This window comes from Pseudomonas sp. F-14 TE3482, from assembly GCF_053629455.1.
Window position 1 is genome coordinate 300,063 of sequence record NZ_JBRJII010000001.1, and the last position, 17,562, is coordinate 317,624.

Sequence of the window (17,562 nt, forward strand, 5' to 3'; positions counted from 1 at the left end):
GATTGATTCAGCTTAGGCCCTTGGGAGCGCCTTTTCAGGGGCAGTTTTGGCGGTTTCGCGGCAGAACCGACCAAAGCGACCTATAACGTAGAAAATACGCCTGCTGAAACGTTTAATCTAGAATGTTAGGCACGTTACTCGATAATGTCTCATCCTTGAAGTCCAATTGTCGGATGTGCTGCCACAATGATCGCCTGCCGAATCGGGTAGGATTGGCGAAAATGCCGGGCACGCTCGAATAAACAAGGAAATACCGGGTTGAAACTCAGTGATATTGCACAGTTGGCCGGCGTCTCCGTGACCACCGCCAGTTATGTCATCAACGGCAAGGCCGAACAGCAACGTATCAGCAGCGCCACCGTCGAGCGCGTGCGAGCAGTTGTCGAACAACATGGCTTCACACCCAACCCTCAGGCCGCCGGACTGCGCAGTCGGCATACCCGCACCCTGGGCTTCATTCTGCCGGACCTGGAAAACCCCAGTTACGCGCGAATCGCCAAACTGCTGGAACAAGGCGCCCGGGCTCGCGGCTATCAGCTGCTGATCGCCAGCTCCGACGATGCGCCAGACAGCGAACGGCAATTGCTGCAACTGTTCCGCGCCCGCCGCTGCGATGCACTGATCGTCGCCAGTTGCCTGCCGGCCGGCGATGACAGTTACCGCCAGTTGCAGGCCAAAGGCATTCCGATCATCGCCATCGACCGGGTGATGGAGCCTGAGCACTTTTGCTCGGTGATCAGTGACGACCGCGAAGCCAGTCTGCAGCTTACCCGCAGCCTGTTGGACCCGTTGCCCAAGCAGATCGCCTTGATCGGTGCCCGTCCCGAATTGAGTATCAGCCAGGAACGGGCTGCAGGCTTCAAGGAAGCGCTGAACGGCTTCAAAGGCGAGGCGCTGATCGAGCACGGCGAGTCGTTCAGCCGTGAGTGCGGTAAACAATTGATGGAAGAGTTGCTTCAGCGCCTGGGCCATTTGCCGGATGCGTTGGTAACCACCTCCTACGTGCTGCTTCAGGGCGTGTTCGATGCCTTGCATGACTTCCCGCTGAAAACCCGCCCGCTACGCCTGGGCACTTTCGGTGATACGCAATTGCTCGACTTCCTGCCGCTGCCGGTCAACGCCATGTCCCAGCAGCATCAGCTGATCGCCGATAAGGCACTGCAACTGGCGCTGGCGGCCATTGAACAGGCCGATTACCAACCCGGCGTGCAGGCCATCGCGCGGACCTTCAAGCAGCGAATTCATCAGGACTGAGCCGTGGAACTGATCGACACCCACACTCATCTGGATTTCCCGGATTTCGACGTGGATCGTCAGGCGCTGCTGGCCGAGAGCCGCGCCCTCGGCGTGCGACGGATGGTGGTGCTGGGGGTTTATCAGGCCAATTGGCAGCGGGTCTGGGATCTGGTGCAAAGCGATCCCGATCTGCATGCGGCGCTCGGTTTGCACCCGGTGTATCTGGACGACCATCGCCCTGAGGATTTGACCGAACTCGGTGACTGGCTGACGCGTCTGGCGGGCCATCGGCAGCTATGCGCGGTGGGCGAGATCGGACTGGACTACTTCATCGAAACCCTGGATCGTGAACGCCAGCAAGTGCTGTTCGACGCCCAACTGCAACTGGCGGCAGACTTCAATCTGCCGGCGCTGATTCATGTACGACGCAGCCATGCGGCGGTGATTGCCACGCTCAAACGGTTTCGCTTGAAACGCGCGGGGATCATTCATGCCTTCGCCGGTAGTCAGGAAGAGGCTCGCGAATACATCAAGCTGGGGTTCAAACTCGGCCTCGGCGGCGCCGCGACCTGGCCGCAGGCCCTGCGCATGCACCGCGTGCTCGCCGGTTTGCCCGTTGAGTCGGTGGTACTGGAAACCGACTCACCGGACATGGCCCCCGCCATGTTCCCCGGCCAACGTAATAGCCCGGCTCATTTGCCAGCGATCTGCGCGGCACTGGCTGCCATCATGGCCGTCAGCCCCGAACGACTGGCTGCCGCCAGCACTGCCAATGCGTGTGAGCTGTTCAACTGGTAATCCAATACCTGTGGGAGCGGGCTTGCCCGCGATGACGGACTATCAGCCAACATTGATGTGAATGGTAAGACGCTATCGCGGGCAAGCCCGCCCCCACAGTAAATCAACTCCGTGGTATCAAACCCGGAACGCGCTGATCAATTGCTTGAGTTCCACCACCTGCGCCGACAACGCCCGGCTGGCATTTTCGGTCTGGTGCGCACCGTCGGCGGTGCGCTCACCGGCACGGTTGATCTCGACGATGTTCTGGTCGATGTCATGAGCCACGGCGGTCTGCTGCTCAACCGCGGCAGCGATCTGCTGGTTCTGGTCGACAATCATGCCGACGGCACCGAGAATGTTTTCCAGCGCCTGCTGGACCTTTTCCGACTGCCCGACCGTGCCGTTGGCCATCTGATGGCTGGTGCCCATCGCCTTGACCGCTGCACCGACACCGCTGTGCAGCTTGGCAATCATCTGCTCGATTTCTTCGGTCGATTGCTGGGTGCGTTTGGCCAGGGTACGGACCTCGTCCGCCACCACCGCAAAACCACGGCCCTGCTCGCCTGCGCGCGCGGCTTCGATGGCCGCGTTGAGCGCCAGCAGGTTGGTCTGCTCGGCGATGCTTTTGATCACTTCCAGCACACGGCTGATGGATTGACTGTCGCTGGCCAGTTGATTGATCACCCGCACCGACTGATCGATCTCACTGGCCAGTGCAGCTATGCTGCCCTGCTGGGACTCCACCAGGCCGCGCCCGCTGATGGTCTCGTCGTTGACGCTATGGGCGCTGCTGACGGCCGCTGCGGCACTGCGCGCCACCTCCAGAGACGTGGCTGACATCTGGTTCATCGCGGTGGCGACCTGCTCGATCTGCGTGCGTTGCCCCGCCACCGCCTGATTGCTCTGGGCGGACACATTTTCGACCTGGCCGGCCTGGCGCTCGACCTCACTGACGGTCTGGCCAACCCGCTCGATCAGGTCATGGATTTTCTTCACGGTGCCGGTGAACACCTCGCCCAACTCGCCCAGTTCATCACGACTGTTGGCGCTGAAGGTCACGGTCATGTCGCCGGCCGCCACTTTATCCATCACCGCGCCAAGCCGCTTGAGGGTGGTGCGGGTCGAGGCGTAGAAACCGCCATAGAGGTAAAAAATCAACACAAACACCACCGTCAGCGCCACTGCCTGCAGGATCATGTGAGTGCGGTGCTGCTCCAGCCGCTGCTGCAGCTGGGTACCGAGAAACTTCAGGGTGGCTTCGTTGAGTTGGTAGGTCTGGTCGATCAGGCCCGTGACCTGATCGTAAAAGGCCTGCCACGGTGCATCGAGGGTGTCAGCCATCACCACCTGCTCTTCGAACAGTTCACTGGCCTTTTTCAGAGAGGCCTTGCTGCTTTCGGCCTGGGCGGCCAGGGTTTCGTGCGCCGCTTTACTGGAGCCCAGAGCGTCCTGCAATTTCAGACCGTATTCGGCCTGAAGCTTTTCGATCTGCGCCAGTAACTCATCGAAACGGGTGCTCGACGCCGAATTGAGAAAGCCCTGCCCCAACGAGTAAGAACCCATCGCCCGGCCATCGCCGAGCGTCTGGGTCACGGCCGGCGTGACGTTGGTAATGAGTTCGCTCAGCTGACGCATGTCGCTCTGGCTGTCGCGACTCAGGCCGGCCTGACTGGCAATGATCTGGCTGAAAATCTGCGCGTTTCCGAGCAACTTGCCGATCAGCGCACTTTTGCTTTGCAGGGAGGTTTCCGTTTGCTGGGCCTTGAACGCGGCGATCATTTCATCGCGCTTGCCATCGAAAAAGGTGATTTGTTCCGGGTCAGTGGTCATCGCCGCCAGCCCTTGCAAACGGGTCAGCACGCTTTGCTCCAGCGCACTGATATTCGACTCGACATGACCGGCCTTGCCGGACTGGCCAAGGGTAACGTTGATCTGCACCAGGTTGTTCAGGGTTTCCAGATCCCGGCGCAGGCTCAGGCCGCTGCCCAGCAGGTCGAGGCTCTGCAGCTCGACCCGAGTGCCCTGGAATTCGCGATAGGAATCGCGCACCAGATAGAAGTTGGTCACCAGCATCGGCACGAGGAACAGCACGCTGATCAGGCTGAACTTCATGCCGAAGCTCAAGCGGTTCATCAGCGCGACGGCGGGATAGAGCAAGCTCTTCACTGTGAAGTCTCCCTTTGAATTCTTATTTTTATGGCAGGCGCGCAGAGACAGCAGATAGCCACTATTGGCGCTATCTCTGTATAGCCTAAATCGGCGGAGGGTTTTGTAACTTAAGGTTAACGACAGGGTGCCGTTATTGGAGCGGGTGGGCCCCCTGTGGCGAGGGAGCTTGCTCCCGCTGGGGTGCGAAGCGGCCCCCCAGCACCCTTTCAGACAGATCGAGTTGTCCGGATTTACGACTGCTTCGCAGCCGAGCGGGAGCAAGCTCCCTCGCCACAATGACATTCACTCCGGATGTGTCGTGGTTAGGACAAAACAGTCCACAACGCAAACCCGGCATACCAAAGCACTGCCGCGCGCAGCAGCAGTTCCCAGATCCGGTCGAGGCTGTTGATACCGTCCGGCCCGACCATCGGAGCCGGAATTTCACCGGCCACCAAGCCGACTTTCTCGATCAGTTGGGCGGCGCTGATGTTCCAGTTCAGCAGCTCGTGCAGCATCACCCGGCCGACCGCGACAAAGTTGCCGACCAGCGCAAAACTCGCCGCTAGCAGTCGCACCGGTACCCAATCGAATGCATGACGCAGCTGTGCCGCTCGCTCGACCACGGCCGGGTTCTGCCCATGCTCCTCGGCCAGCGCCAGCAGTCGATAGCTCAACGCGGCAACCGGGCCCAGCAGGAAGTACCAGAAGATCACCGCGAAAAAGCTCTGATAGGCCTGCCACAGCAGATGCCCTTCAACTCGCTCCAGCAGTTGCTCGCCGCTGTCGGCGCAAATATTCAGGTCGCGTTTGGCCACATGAGCGGCGGCTTGCAGGTCTTCCCGGCGCCAGGCATCGCGAAACGGCCCGAGGCCGGCTAGCAGATCACCTCGGCCCAGACTGTAAATCACCACCAGCAGGTGCACCGGTAACGCCAGCAAACCGTAGGCTACCGGCTCCAGCACCACCAACAGCAAACCCAGCAGCGCCACCGGCAACAACACCAGCACCACCAGTATCAGCCACGGACGGTTTGTCATGCGTGGGTTGGCTTCAAGCTTGTTCAGCTCGCGCACCCAACCGCCATCACGTTGAACCTGATGGCGCAGGGCCGAGAACTTCTCGATCCACACCGCCAACAGCAGCACCAGAAAACTCATTGTTACTCCTTTTTTTCCAGAGCAGCTTTTGCCAGAGCCACACGATAGCGTGCCCAGTCAAACGCCGGTCCCGGATCAGTCTTGCGCCCGGGTGCGATGTCGCTATGCCCGCAGATGCGTTGTGCGGTGATGCCTGTGAAGGCGTTTTGCAGCTGTCGGGTCAAGGCCGTCAACGCTTGATATTGGGCGTCGGTGAACGGCAGATCATCCGTGCCTTCGAGCTCGATGCCCACGGAAAAATCGTTACAGGTTTCCCGTCCTTCGAAACACGAGACGCCAGCGTGCCAGGCGCGCTCAAGACAAGAGACAAACTGAGTGACGGTGCCGTCACGTTCAATCAGAAAGTGCGCAGACACCCGCAGGTCGGCAATTCCTGCAAAGTAGGGATGTTCCGTGACATCCAGACGATTCTGGAAAAATTCCTGCACCTTGCCGGTCAGAAACTGCGCTGGCGGCAGACTGATGTTGTGGATCACCAGCAGGGAAATTTCGCCCTCGGGGCGCGCATTGAAGTTGGGCGAGGGGCATATGCGCACGCCCTGACACCAACCGCTCGCGGGGTCCAACTGCATACAGGTTCCTTCAACGACGACTGTGTTGGTGCCCAGTATGCCGCGATAGACCCTCGGCGCGCGATCACTTGCCGCGATTGAGACGCCGCAGGTTGCCCAACACCGACTCCAGCGCCCGGTCGAACAGCAAGGTGTCGTCCAGCGTTCGCACCGCGCCACGCCGAAACTCCAGGGCCAGACCGGTGCGACTGTGCTCCAGCACTTTCATCCCGGTACGGTTGACGAAGATGTACTTGCCGGTGGCTTCAATGATCGCCGCCAGCTTGCAGCGCAGGGTGTTTTCCTCATCTTCCTGAAACTCGACCCAGCAGCCCAGGTGCAACTGATCGACTTGAAGCAAAGCGACATCGTCCTGGGGCAAACGCATCGATGCGGTCTCGACCGGGCCTTCGTCAGCGCTGCGAAGCACGATTTGCTGCTGCACCTGGACCATCATCGGTGCGTCAACAGCCATGCTTTTCTGGCCTGGACGTTCGAACAGCTGCACATGCAAAGCTTCCAGCTTGCTGAAAAACTCGCCGGTGGCGAACGGATCGAATGCCGAGCTGTTCAAACCATCGCGCAACGATTTGAGCAACCCCGGTACCAGCGCCAACAAGCGCAGACTCGCGTCGGGCTCGTCATGGCGTTGCACGCTCCAGATCAGTTGCGCCATGGTCTGCACATCGGCGTGCCATTCGGCGGACTGATCACCGTGCTTGAGGCAGGTCAGCAACAGCACCTTGCTCCAGGCCTCCTGGACAAACGCCACCACACTGTGCGGCAGCACCTTGCCCACCAACGCCTGGTTCAGCGCTTGCTCGACCCGTTGACGCGCCAGTTCGGTCCTGGCGCGGCCTTCTTCGGCGTCACGGGTGCGCTGCTCGAGTAATTCGCTGCGACGGCGCTCGTCACTGGTGAAGGCGAGAAAATCCGCCAGCAATTCGGAAAAGATTGCCGTGTCATCGACAAAGTCGTTCAACAAGCGCTGCACCACTTGCTCGATGCGCAGGTACAGGCTGTCGCGCTCATGGTCATCGCACTCGCCCCAGCCCATGGCTGCAGCGGCGATTTCGTTGAGTAAACGCCGGGCCGGATGGCTGCTGCGGCTGAAAAAGCTCTTGTCGAGCACCGCGACTTTCAGCATCGGTATCTGCAAACGGCCGATCAGCGCCTTGAGCGAGTCCGGCAGGTTACGGTCATCGAGGATGCATTCGAAGAGCATGGCGATCAGGTTGATCACGTCTTCGTCGGCCACCCCCACCACGCGCGACTTGCCGCTTTTGACACTGCCCCGGGTCAGCAGTTGTTCGAGCTGGTTACGCAGATCGAAGTCGTCTGGTGCCGCCATCGCCGGTACGTATTGCTGCAAATGCGAGAGCAGGCGCAGCAGGTCGCGGGTTGAGATGGGCTGGGTCTGGGCGCTGACCTCCAGGGTCGGCGCAACGCTGCCACGCACGTGGAACAGCAATTCCTGCAAGGCGGCGAAGACTTCCTGCACCCCTTCGTCAATCTGCGTATTGCCAGTTCGCACGCCTGTCTCGGTGGGGTCAGCACGAACACTCGCAGCCGCCCGATCGGTGGCACGCCGCGTCGGGGCGGGCTTGAGGTCCGGCAGCACGCCGGTGGCGATCAGCAGTTGATTGGCTTCGGCGTAGAGCTGATCAGCATTGCTGAGCACATAGCGTTCGAACAGCTTGAGAATGATCAGCTTGACCTTGATCTCCATCCCCAGGTTGCGCCCGGCCTGCAAGAAATACTCGCAGAGCAGCGTCGGCCCCAGGGGGTTGTGCTGTTCGACCAGCGTCTTGCTCAACAGTGTGCTGAGTCGGGCGGTAAGCTGGTCGAGGGCGAAACCGTCGCGGTTCAGCACTTTGCCGACCATGGCCTCCACTGCCACGTTGCGCTCCATGTCGTCATTGGGCATCGCTGCCGAGGCATCGAAAACCAATGCCCGGGGCAAGGCAACCGGGGAAATGTCGTACCGCGCGAGGCTGACGAAGGCCTCGAAGAATTGCTCAAGAAAACCGCGTTCGATGCTTTTGCGCTTGAGGCGCAAATCGCGCATGGCTTCGAAGAAGATGTTTTGCTCGACGTCGTTGCGGGCGCGGTCGGCCATTTCGAACAGGGTGTCGTCGGCGTTATCGAACAGCGCCTGCAAACCTTGCTTGAGCTGTTGAGCAGCCTTGTCGCGAACCTGAAGCAGAATCACGGGCAGGCGGGCGAGCGGCGAGTGAGTCGCCTGGTCGGTAGCGGCCTTGTGCAAAGGCACTACATTCCCGTCGTTGTGCATCCAAGCCTCCTGAAACGGTGATTCTTCGGTTCGGTTCGTAAGAAAGATCGAGTACGCCGGCCATACAGCCGACACTCAACGGGGACAGTCACCACCCGTTGTCATTCAATAGTAAGGAATCCAAAGCTACGTCAAAGCTATGACGTCAAATGCAAGGCGGATTATCTGCAAAAGACCTTCTTTGTGCCAGCAGACTCTGCCCTTCCCCAAGAAATAGACGTTATGGGAGAGACCTTTGCTTAGCACTGATCGCTCGCGCCAATCGACCAAATGCAGGTTTGCTAACGATGGAATGGTCGTTGATGCCTTGGGTTGCCTCGCAGCATGGCCCTATAATCGGGCCACTTTGTTTGTGGAGCCCGTTATGCCGAATCTACGTCTCGCCGATTTGACCGCCGAAATCGAAGCCAACGTGCGCCGTGCGTTGTTCGAGGACATCGGCAGCGGCGACATCACCGCGCAACTGATCCCGGCCGAACGCCTGGCCAAAGCCACCATCATCACCCGCGATCAGGCTGTCATTGCTGGTACCGCGTGGGTGGATGCGGTTTTCCGGCAACTGGACCCTCGGGTTGCCGTTCACTGGCAGGTGCGCGACGGCGAACGGGTCAAACCCAATCAGGTGTTGTTCCATCTCGAAGGCCCGGCGCGCTCGCTGCTGACGGGTGAACGCAGTGCATTGAATTTTTTGCAAATGCTTTCCGGCGTGGCCACTCGCGCGCAGTACCTGGCCGATTTCGTCGCCGAGACCCGGGTGAAGTTGCTCGACACCCGCAAAACCCTGCCGGGGCTGCGCCTGGCCCAGAAGTACGCCGTGACCTGCGGCGGTTGCCACAACCACCGCATCGGCCTGTATGACGCCTTCCTGATCAAGGAAAACCATATCGCCGCCTGCGGTGGCATTCCTGAAGCTATCAACGCCGCACACAAGATCGCCCCGGGCAAACCGGTGGAGATCGAAGTGGAAAGCCTGGAGGAACTGAAGGAAGCACTTACGGCGGGTGCCGACATCATCATGCTCGATGAGTTGAGCCTGGATGACATGCGCGAAGCTGTGCGCTTGAACGCCGGCAAGGCAAAACTGGAAGCCAGCGGTGGTATCAACGAAAGCACGTTGCTGCCAATCGCCGAAACCGGGGTGGATTACATTTCGATTGGTGCGATGACCAAGGATGTGAAGGCTGTGGACCTGTCGATGCGACTGAGTCTCTGATCACGCCGTTGATAATAAAAAACGCCAGCCTGATAAAGGCTGGCGTTTTTTTAGACCACCAGATTATTCATCTCGCAGTACTCTTCCCACTCGACGCCCAATACCTCGGCCGCCTCCTTGTGCAGCGCCAGGCGCGCAGCCTCGTACTCTTCCGGGCTTGAGGTGTACTTGAGCGTCAGCTCCCACGGCTGCAAGCCCTGAGCTTCCGCCTCATCCTCGAACGCCCACTGAATCTGGTCTTTCTGATCGTCGGCGGGCAGGTCCTTGATCTCTTCCATCAATTCGTGCGCGTCTAGCGCGTACTTTTTGAGGGCTTCTTCGTGTCTGGCTTCTTGGGTCAATTCTTTAACGGTCATGGCGTTCTCGCTGATCTGGGGAATGGAAGATGGATCTGGATCATCAAGGATCTCTCTGACGCAGAAAAACCGTTTGAAGCCCGGTTTGTCTGGCCTTCAGAACCATTCGGGATCATCTGAAAACTGCTGGGCGATGCTCATGCAGACAACGAATATAGGACGTTTTGTCGATGAATTACACGGGTCTTTACATCTATCCCATAAAAAGCCACGTGCATAAGGAGCAGGAGGCTTTAGGAACATAAGTTGAAATCCAAAGTCATAGCGATGTGCCATATCGGCACTTCACAAGGAACCCCAGTGATGCGCAGTTTTTCGAAGCTTTTGTCTGCCCAGCTTGCCACCGCTACCCTGCTGCTTGGCAGCCTGACATTGGCCAGTGCCGCTCAAGCGGCTGTCGAAGTCACCTCTGACCCTGCGTTGTACTCCGACAAAATCTGCGCCCTCCACAATTCGTTCGGCAAGGACACACTCGTCAGAACCAGCGTCAGCATCGATGATCTGGAGAGCCTGCAAAAAACCGTGAAGGCCAATGCCACCGAACTGGAAAGCCAGAAGCGCACCCTCAGCGAGCAGGCCCGTCAGATCGAAGAACTCAAACGCAACAACGGCTCCAGCTCAAGCTCGAACAACAGCGAAATCTCGAGCCTCAAACGGGAAATCAGTGATCAGGAGCGCGCGATGGATCAGCTCAAGCGCACTGTTGAGGATTTGAGCAGAAAGGTGAAATAAGCGAGAAGTGGTGCCCGAGACAGGAATCGAACCTGCGACCTTCGCGTTACGAGTGCGCTGCTCTACCGGCTGAGCTACACGGGCTGTGGGCTAAACCTAGCACTGGCTTCGGGGTCCGGCAACTTGTGGCGAGGGAGCTTGCTCCCGCTCGGCTGCTCAGCAGCCGTAAACTGGTACACGCAGTGGCCTGGCGTAATGCATCAGGGTCGCTTCGCAACCCAGCGGGAGCAAGCTCCCTCGCCACAGTAAGTTCATGCTCAATACTTTCCTGCACACAAAAAAATGCCCCGCCGTTTTCACGGCGGGGCATTTTTTATAACGTTGAAGCGGTCAGGCGTGGGAGTGATTAAACACCCGAAGCCTTGGCTGCTGCTACGTCTTTGATGGACAGCTTGATACGGCCGCGGTTGTCCACGTCCAGTACCAGTACTTCCACTTCCTGGCCTTCTTTCAGGATGTCGGTCACTTTCTCAACGCGAGCATCGCTCAGCATCGAGATGTGAACCAGACCGTCCTTGCCCGGCAGGATGTTGACGAATGCGCCGAAGTCGACGATGCGCTCAACCTTACCGACGTAGATCTTACCGATCTCGGCTTCAGCGGTGATGCCCAGAACGCGCTGACGCGCAGCTTCTGCAGCTTCCTTGGTTTCGCCGAAGATCTTGATCGAACCGTCGTCTTCGATATCGATCGAAGCCTTGGTTTCTTCACAGATCGCACGAATGGTCGCGCCGCCTTTACCGATGACATCACGGATTTTGTCGGTGTCGATTTTCATCGCGATCATGGTCGGAGCGTTTTCCGACAGCTCGGTACGCGACTGGCCAATGATCTGGTTCATCTGACCGAGGATATTCAGGCGCGCTTCCAGGGCTTGGCCCAGAGCGATTTCCATGATTTCTTCGGTGATGCCCTTGATCTTGATGTCCATCTGCAGCGCGGTAACACCTTTGGCGGTACCGGCTACTTTGAAGTCCATGTCGCCGAGGTGATCTTCGTCGCCCAGGATGTCGGTCAGGACAGCGAATTTCTCGCCTTCTTTAACCAGACCCATGGCGATACCGGCAACCGGTGCCTTCATCGGAACGCCGGCATCCATCAGAGCCAGGGAAGCGCCGCAGACCGAAGCCATGGAGCTCGAACCGTTGGACTCGGTGATTTCCGACACAACACGGATGGTGTACGGGAACACGTCGGCAGCAGGCAGCATGGCCTGAACGGAACGACGGGCCAGACGGCCGTGACCGATTTCGCGACGACCAGCGCCACCCATGCGACCACACTCACCTACCGAGAACGGAGGGAAGTTGTAGTGCAGCATGAACGGGTCTTTTTTCTCGCCTTCCAGGGTGTCCAGCAGTTGTGCGTCACGGGCAGTACCCAGCGTCGCGACTACCAGGGCCTGGGTTTCGCCACGGGTGAACAGTGCCGAACCGTGGGTCTTCGGCAGAACGCCGACTTCGATGTTCAGCGGACGTACGGTCTTGGTGTCGCGACCGTCGATACGTGGCTTGCCGTTAACGATGTTTTCGCGAACGGTGCGGTATTCGATTTCACCGAAAGCCGCTTTGACTTCAGCGGAGGTCGGCTGACCTTCTTCACCGGACAGGTTGGCAACAACCTGGTCTTTCAGCTCGCCCAGACGTGCATAACGGTCGGCTTTGACGGTGATGGTGTAAGCCTGGGAGATCGCTTCGCCGAACTCGGCACGGATAGCGCCCAGCAGTGCGGTGGCTTCTGGCTGAGGAGCCCAGGTCCAGGTTGGCTTGGCGGCTTCAGCGGCCAGTTCTTTAACGGCGTTGATTACCACCTGGAACTCGTCGTGAGCAAACAGTACAGCGCCCAGCATCTGGTCTTCGGTCAGCTCTTTGGCTTCCGATTCAACCATCAACACGGCTTCCGAAGTACCGGCAACGACCATGTCCAGGCTCGAAGCTTTCAGTTGTTCGTAAGTCGGGTTCAGCAGGTAACCGGTGCTTTCATGGAACGCAACGCGGGCAGCGCCGATCGGGCCATCGAAAGGAATGCCGGAGATGGCCAGCGCAGCCGAGGTACCGATCATCGCAGCGATGTCCGGATCGGTCTTTTTGCTGGTGGAAACGACGGTGCAGACAACCTGCACTTCGTTCATGAAGCCTTCCGGGAACAGCGGACGGATCGGACGGTCGATCAGTCGGGAAGTCAGGGTTTCTTTCTCGGAAGGACGGCCTTCACGCTTGAAGAAACCGCCAGGGATCTTACCGGCAGCGTAAGTCTTTTCCTGGTAGTGAACGGACAGAGGGAAGAAGCCCTTGCCTGGATCGGCTTGTTTGGCACCGACTACGGTCACCAATACGCTGACGTCGTCGTCAACGGTGACCAATACTGCGCCGGAGGCCTGACGGGCGATACGGCCAGTCTCGAGGGTAACGGTCGACTGACCGAACTGGAATTTTTTGATTACCGGGTTCACGGTGTCCTACCTTCTTTTGTGGCTCTTGGGGAACTTGTCTTCTTGCGAAATTCTTGGGCAATGTCGGGAATCGGCCCAACGCCTGTCCAGGGTAAAACGACTATCCAGATAAAACTTGAGGCTGGGAGCCTGCCATGTACCGGCGGGAAACCCGCTGGCACACAGCAAACAACCAACCTCTAGCGCAATCGCTTATTAGCGACGCAGACCCAGGCGACCGATCAGAGCCTGGTAACGGCCCAGATCCTTGCCTTTCAGGTAGTCCAGCAGCTTACGGCGCTGGTTTACCATGCGGATCAGACCACGACGGGAGTGGTGATCTTTACCGTTGGCCTTGAAGTGACCTTGCAGCTTGTTGATGTTGTGGGTCAGCAGTGCAACTTGCACTTCTGGCGAACCAGTGTCACCAACAGCTTGCTGGTAGTCAGCTACGATTTGAGCTTTTTCTTGAACGTCGAGAGCCATGAGGCAATCCTTTTATCAGGAAACTGTTTCAAAGAAACAGCTTCAACAGGCCAGGGACAAATCCCTGTATCTATAAATGAGTAGTGACCGTGCCTGTTAACAGCCACACTCGCCGACCTGCTGTTACACAGGCCGGTTCCGGTCATTCTGACCGAATCAGTCGACGTGGCGCGATGCGCCCGTCTTCGCTCACTTCACCGATACCGATGAAACGACCGTTGTGATCCTGTACCCGTACCATGCCGAACTTCGGTGCATCCGGGGCGCGTACCGGTTGGCCGTTAAGCCAGTAGAACGCGCTGTGCTCCGAGAAATGCAACAGTGGCCAGTCCAGCAGGCCGCTGTCCGATGGCATCAGAAAGCGGTCGACCGCTTCGTTGCCGCCTTCGGCATGTACCGCTTCAAGCTCTTCCAGAGTGACGGTCTGTGCAAGCGTGAAAGGCCCGGCCTGGGTACGTCGCAATTCAGCCACGTAAGCGCCACAACCGAGTTGCTCACCGATATCCTCCACCAGGGTGCGGATATAGGTGCCTTTGCTGCAATCCACCGCAAGCCGCGCAGTATCACCCTCAAAGGCCAGTAATTCCAAGCGCGCAATAGTAACAGAACGCGGTTCACGCTCCACTACTTCGCCTGCACGGGCCAGCTTGTACAGCGGCTGCCCATCACGCTTGAGCGCCGAGTACATCGGCGGTATCTGACTGATTTGCCCACGAAATTTCGGCAGCACAGCTTCGATATCGGCGCGACCAACGGTCACCGGGCGTTCCAGCAAAACTTCACCTTCAGCATCGGCCGTGGTGGTGGTCTTGCCCAGTTGCGCCAGGGTTTCATAAGCCTTGTCGGAATCTAGCAAGTATTGCGAGAACTTGGTGGCCTCGCCAAAGCACAACGGCAGCACGCCGGTGGCCAGCGGATCGAGACTGCCGGTGTGCCCGGCCTTCTCGGCATTGAGCAACCAGCGAACCTTCTGCAATGCCGCGTTGGAGGTGAACCCCAGCGGCTTGTCGAGCAGGATGATGCCGCTGACGTTACGACGGATACGTTTGACCTGAGCCACCGATTACTCCTTGGCGTCTTCGGGTTCAGCCGCTACCGGGTGCTGATTGTCTTCAGCCACCGCACGCTCGATCAGGGCCGACAGGTGCGCGCCACGCACGACGCTTTCGTCGTAATGGAAGTGCAACTGCGGAACGCTGCGCAACTTCATTTCGCGAGCCAACTGCATACGCAGGAAACCGGCGGCGGAGTTGAGCACCTTGATGCTTTGCGCGATGTCGTCGCGGCTGTCCTGGCCCATCACGGTGATGAAGATCTTGGCGTGACCGACGTCACGGCTGACTTCAACAGCGGTAATGGTGACCAGACCGACGCGCGGGTCTTTGACTTCACGACGGATCAGCTGTGCCAGCTCACGCTGCATCTGATCGCCGATACGTTGGGTACGGCTGTATTCTTTTGCCATGTCTTGTTACCTGTTACTGCCCCACGGTGAAACCCGAGGGGTCTGAAAGCGGCAAACGCCCGGCCTGACAAAAGCCAGACCGGGCGTTGCGTTTAGAGTCCGGACGTTGCGCCGCGCATCTGCATGCGGCGGCTCATCGTGGCCCTTGAAGTGCGCGAGTTAGAGGCTGCGAGCAACCTGCACCTTCTCGAAGACTTCGATCTTGTCGCCGACCTTGACGTCGTTGTAGCTCTTCACGCCGATACCGCATTCCATGCCGGCACGTACTTCGGAAGCGTCATCCTTGAAGCGGCGCAGGGATTCCAGCTCGCCTTCGAAGATAACGATGTCTTCACGCAGTACACGGATTGGACGGTTACGGTGAACAACACCTTCGATAACCATGCAACCGGCGATCGCGCCAAACTTCGGCGAACGGAACACGTCACGCACTTCAGCGGTACCCAGGATGTTCTCGCGAACATCGCTGCCCAGCATACCGGTGAGGGCTTTCTTGACGTCTTCGATGATGTCGTAGATCACGTTGTAGTAACGCATATCCAGACCTTCCTGCTCGACGATCTTGCGAGCGCCAGCATCGGCACGCACGTTGAAGCCGAACAGTACAGCGTTGGAGGCCAGGGCCAGGTTGGCGTCGGATTCGGTGATACCACCGACACCGCCACCGACCACACGCACTTGCACTTCGTCGTTACCCAGGCCATTCAAGGCACCGTTCAACGCTTCCAGCGAACCACGGACGTCGGATTTGAGGACGATGTTGAGCGTCTTCTTCTCTTCCTGACCCATGTTCTCGAAGATGTTTTCAAGCTTGCCAGCGTGAGCGCGGGCCAGTTTGACTTCGCGGAACTTGCCTTGACGGAACAGAGCCACTTCACGGGCTTTCTTCTCGTCGGCAACAACGCTCATCTCGTCGCCAGCGTCCGGGGTACCGTCCAGGCCGAGAATCTCGACAGGGATGGAAGGACCGGCTTCCTTGATTGGCTTGCCGTTCTCGTCGAGCATGGCGCGAACGCGGCCATAGTTCGAACCGACCAGCACCATGTCGCCTTGGCGCAGGGTACCGTCTTGAACCAGAACGGTTGCAACCGGGCCACGACCTTTGTCAAGACGCGATTCAACCACAACGCCACGGCCAGGAGCCGAAGGGGTCGCTTTCAGTTCGAGAACTTCAGCTTGCAGCAGAACAGCTTCGAGCAACTCGTCCACACCAGTACCGACTTTCGCCGAAACCGATACGAACGGGGTGTCGCCGCCCCACTCTTCCGAGGTCACGCCGTGAACCGACAATTCGCTACGGATGCGATCGAGATCGGCGCCCGGCTTGTCGATTTTGTTCACGGCAACAACCAGCGGAACACCAGCAGCCTTGGCGTGCTGAACGGCTTCAACGGTCTGCGGCATTACGCCGTCGTCCGCTGCAACCACCAGGATCACGATGTCGGTCGCCTTGGCACCACGGGCACGCATGGCGGTAAACGCGGCGTGACCAGGGGTGTCGAGGAAGGTGACCATGCCGCGTTCGGTTTCAACGTGGTACGCACCGATGTGCTGGGTGATACCACCGGCTTCGCCAGCAGCTACCTTGGCACGACGGATGTAGTCGAGCAGCGAGGTCTTACCGTGGTCAACGTGACCCATTACGGTCACAACCGGTGCACGGGAGAACGCTTCACCTTCAAACTTCAGGGACTCGGCCAGGGAATCTTCCAGGGCGGTGTCGCTGACCAGGGTCACTTTGTGGCCCAGCTCTTCGGCAACCAGTTGGGCAGTTTCCTGATCCAGTACCTGGTTGATGGTCGCTGGAGTACCCAGTTTGAACATGAACTTGATGATTTCAGCAGCCTTGACCGACATCTGCTGGGCGAGATCGCCAACAGTGATGGTCTCGCCGATCTTCACTTCGCGCACAACAGGGCCGGTTGGGCTCTGGAAACCGTGGGCGTTGCGTTTCTTCAGCTTGGCCTTGCCGCGACCACCACGACGGAAGCCATCGCTTTCTTCGTCGGTAGTACGTGGCGCAACACGTGGAGCAGGCGCTTTTTCCTTGACCGAAGCACGATGCGGAGCGTTTTTGCGCTCGCCATCGCCACTGCCACGACGATTGGCATCGTCGGCACGTGGTTTGTCCGGACGACGCTGTTCGTCGCGCTTACGAGTGTCGGCCGCAGGTGCTGGTGCAGCTGCAACAACCGGCGCGCTTTCACGCACTGGTTCGGCAACTGCAGCAGGCGCTGCAACGGCGTCGTTAGTAGCGGTTTGCGCAGCAGCAGGCTGGCGACGCGCTTCTTCTTCGGCGCGACGCTTGGCTTCTTCTTCAGCCTTCTGACGAGCAGCATTTTCTACTGCGCGGCGTTCTTCCAGTTCGCGTTTGCGCTCGGCTTCGATTTCTTCCGGGCTGCGTTGTACGAAGACTTTCTTCTTGCGTACTTCAACGCTGATGCTCTTGCTACCAGCAACACGCAGGGTGCTGGTGGTTTTGCGCTGCAATGTAATCTTGCGCGGTTCTTCCACTTTCGCCTTGTGGCTGCTCTTCAAGTGAGTCAGCAAAGACTGCTTCTCACTATCGCTCACACCTTCATCGGCGGCGGTGTGCGGCAGACCTGCCTCACGCATCTGCTGCAACAGGCGCTCTACCGGTGTTTTGACCTCATCGGCCAGTTGTTTCACCGTGACTTGCGTCATGCACTTCTCTCCTCAGGCCGCGCCTA

General features: G+C 58.8%; 14 protein-coding genes, 1 tRNA gene and 1 pseudogene. 4 read left to right on the plus strand and 12 right to left on the minus strand.

Going from position 1 to position 17,562, the window contains the following annotated elements:
- Positions 1-258 precede the first annotated feature (258 nt).
- Together cra and AB7M26_RS01365 are read left to right on the plus strand one after the other, a co-directional pair.
- Positions 259-1,254, plus strand: a complete 996-nt coding sequence (cra, locus tag AB7M26_RS01360) for a catabolite repressor/activator (RefSeq protein ID WP_007900424.1) — start codon at positions 259-261, stop codon at positions 1,252-1,254.
- Positions 1,255-1,257: 3 nt separating this feature from the next.
- Positions 1,258-2,034 carry a TatD family hydrolase gene (locus AB7M26_RS01365; RefSeq protein WP_123498902.1) on the plus strand — a complete coding sequence of 259 codons (777 nt, stop codon included), beginning with the start codon at positions 1,258-1,260 and terminating at the stop codon, positions 2,032-2,034.
- Positions 2,035-2,151: 117 nt separating this feature from the next.
- Here AB7M26_RS01365 and AB7M26_RS01370 read toward each other — a convergent pair whose 3' ends face one another.
- The 5 genes and pseudogenes from AB7M26_RS01370 to AB7M26_RS01390 form a co-directional block, all read right to left on the minus strand.
- Complete coding sequence (locus AB7M26_RS01370) at positions 2,152-3,081, minus strand: methyl-accepting chemotaxis protein (RefSeq protein ID WP_429388982.1); 930 nt, start codon at positions 3,079-3,081, stop codon at positions 2,152-2,154.
- Positions 3,058-4,467, minus strand: a pseudogene (locus AB7M26_RS01375) (methyl-accepting chemotaxis protein); the annotation flags it as partial. The pseudogene AB7M26_RS01375 and the gene AB7M26_RS01370, both read right to left, overlap by 24 nt.
- Positions 4,468-4,487: 20 nt before the next feature.
- Positions 4,488-5,324: a regulatory signaling modulator protein AmpE gene (ampE, locus tag AB7M26_RS01380; protein ID WP_063341580.1), complete on the minus strand. Its 837-nt coding sequence runs from the start codon at positions 5,322-5,324 to the stop codon at positions 4,488-4,490.
- A 2-nt stretch (positions 5,325-5,326) separates the two neighbouring features.
- Positions 5,327-5,896, minus strand: a complete 570-nt coding sequence (ampD, locus tag AB7M26_RS01385; RefSeq protein ID WP_123498896.1) for a 1,6-anhydro-N-acetylmuramyl-L-alanine amidase AmpD — start codon at positions 5,894-5,896, stop codon at positions 5,327-5,329.
- 64 nt (positions 5,897-5,960) lie between these two features.
- Positions 5,961-8,168 (minus strand): DUF1631 domain-containing protein, encoded by a 2,208-nt coding sequence (locus AB7M26_RS01390; protein WP_123498894.1) that lies wholly within the window; start codon positions 8,166-8,168, stop codon positions 5,961-5,963.
- Positions 8,169-8,532: 364 nt separating this feature from the next.
- On the opposite strand from AB7M26_RS01390, the gene nadC reads away from it, so the two are divergent.
- The gene (nadC, locus tag AB7M26_RS01395) at positions 8,533-9,381 is read left to right on the plus strand and encodes a carboxylating nicotinate-nucleotide diphosphorylase (protein WP_123498891.1); all 849 of its coding nucleotides are present in this window, start codon (positions 8,533-8,535) and stop codon (positions 9,379-9,381) included.
- A 50-nt stretch (positions 9,382-9,431) separates the two neighbouring features.
- Here nadC and AB7M26_RS01400 read toward each other — a convergent pair whose 3' ends face one another.
- Positions 9,432-9,737: a DUF6388 family protein gene (locus AB7M26_RS01400; protein WP_008009657.1), complete on the minus strand. Its 306-nt coding sequence runs from the start codon at positions 9,735-9,737 to the stop codon at positions 9,432-9,434.
- Positions 9,738-10,040: 303 nt separating this feature from the next.
- Between AB7M26_RS01400 and AB7M26_RS01405 the strand changes: the two genes are divergently transcribed.
- Complete coding sequence (locus AB7M26_RS01405) at positions 10,041-10,469, plus strand: hypothetical protein (RefSeq protein WP_123498889.1); 429 nt, start codon at positions 10,041-10,043, stop codon at positions 10,467-10,469.
- Positions 10,470-10,477: 8 nt separating this feature from the next.
- Here AB7M26_RS01405 and AB7M26_RS01410 read toward each other — a convergent pair.
- The 6 genes from AB7M26_RS01410 to infB form a co-directional block, all read right to left on the minus strand.
- A tRNA-Thr gene (locus AB7M26_RS01410) sits at positions 10,478-10,553 on the minus strand.
- Positions 10,554-10,815: 262 nt separating this feature from the next.
- Positions 10,816-12,921, minus strand: a complete 2,106-nt coding sequence (gene pnp, locus AB7M26_RS01415; RefSeq protein ID WP_052965657.1) for a polyribonucleotide nucleotidyltransferase — start codon at positions 12,919-12,921, stop codon at positions 10,816-10,818.
- A 195-nt stretch (positions 12,922-13,116) separates the two neighbouring features.
- Positions 13,117-13,386, minus strand: coding sequence for a 30S ribosomal protein S15 (rpsO, locus tag AB7M26_RS01420; protein WP_003176135.1), 270 nt, complete (start codon positions 13,384-13,386; stop codon positions 13,117-13,119).
- A gap of 142 nt (positions 13,387-13,528) precedes the next feature.
- The gene (gene truB, locus AB7M26_RS01425; protein ID WP_008067213.1) at positions 13,529-14,446 is read right to left on the minus strand and encodes a tRNA pseudouridine(55) synthase TruB; all 918 of its coding nucleotides are present in this window, start codon (positions 14,444-14,446) and stop codon (positions 13,529-13,531) included.
- Positions 14,447-14,449: 3 nt separating this feature from the next.
- Positions 14,450-14,851 (minus strand): 30S ribosome-binding factor RbfA, encoded by a 402-nt coding sequence (gene rbfA, locus AB7M26_RS01430; protein WP_007900467.1) that lies wholly within the window; start codon positions 14,849-14,851, stop codon positions 14,450-14,452.
- Positions 14,852-15,010: 159 nt separating this feature from the next.
- The gene (infB, locus tag AB7M26_RS01435; RefSeq protein WP_063341586.1) at positions 15,011-17,536 is read right to left on the minus strand and encodes a translation initiation factor IF-2; all 2,526 of its coding nucleotides are present in this window, start codon (positions 17,534-17,536) and stop codon (positions 15,011-15,013) included.
- Between the last annotated feature and the right edge of the window lie 26 nt (positions 17,537-17,562).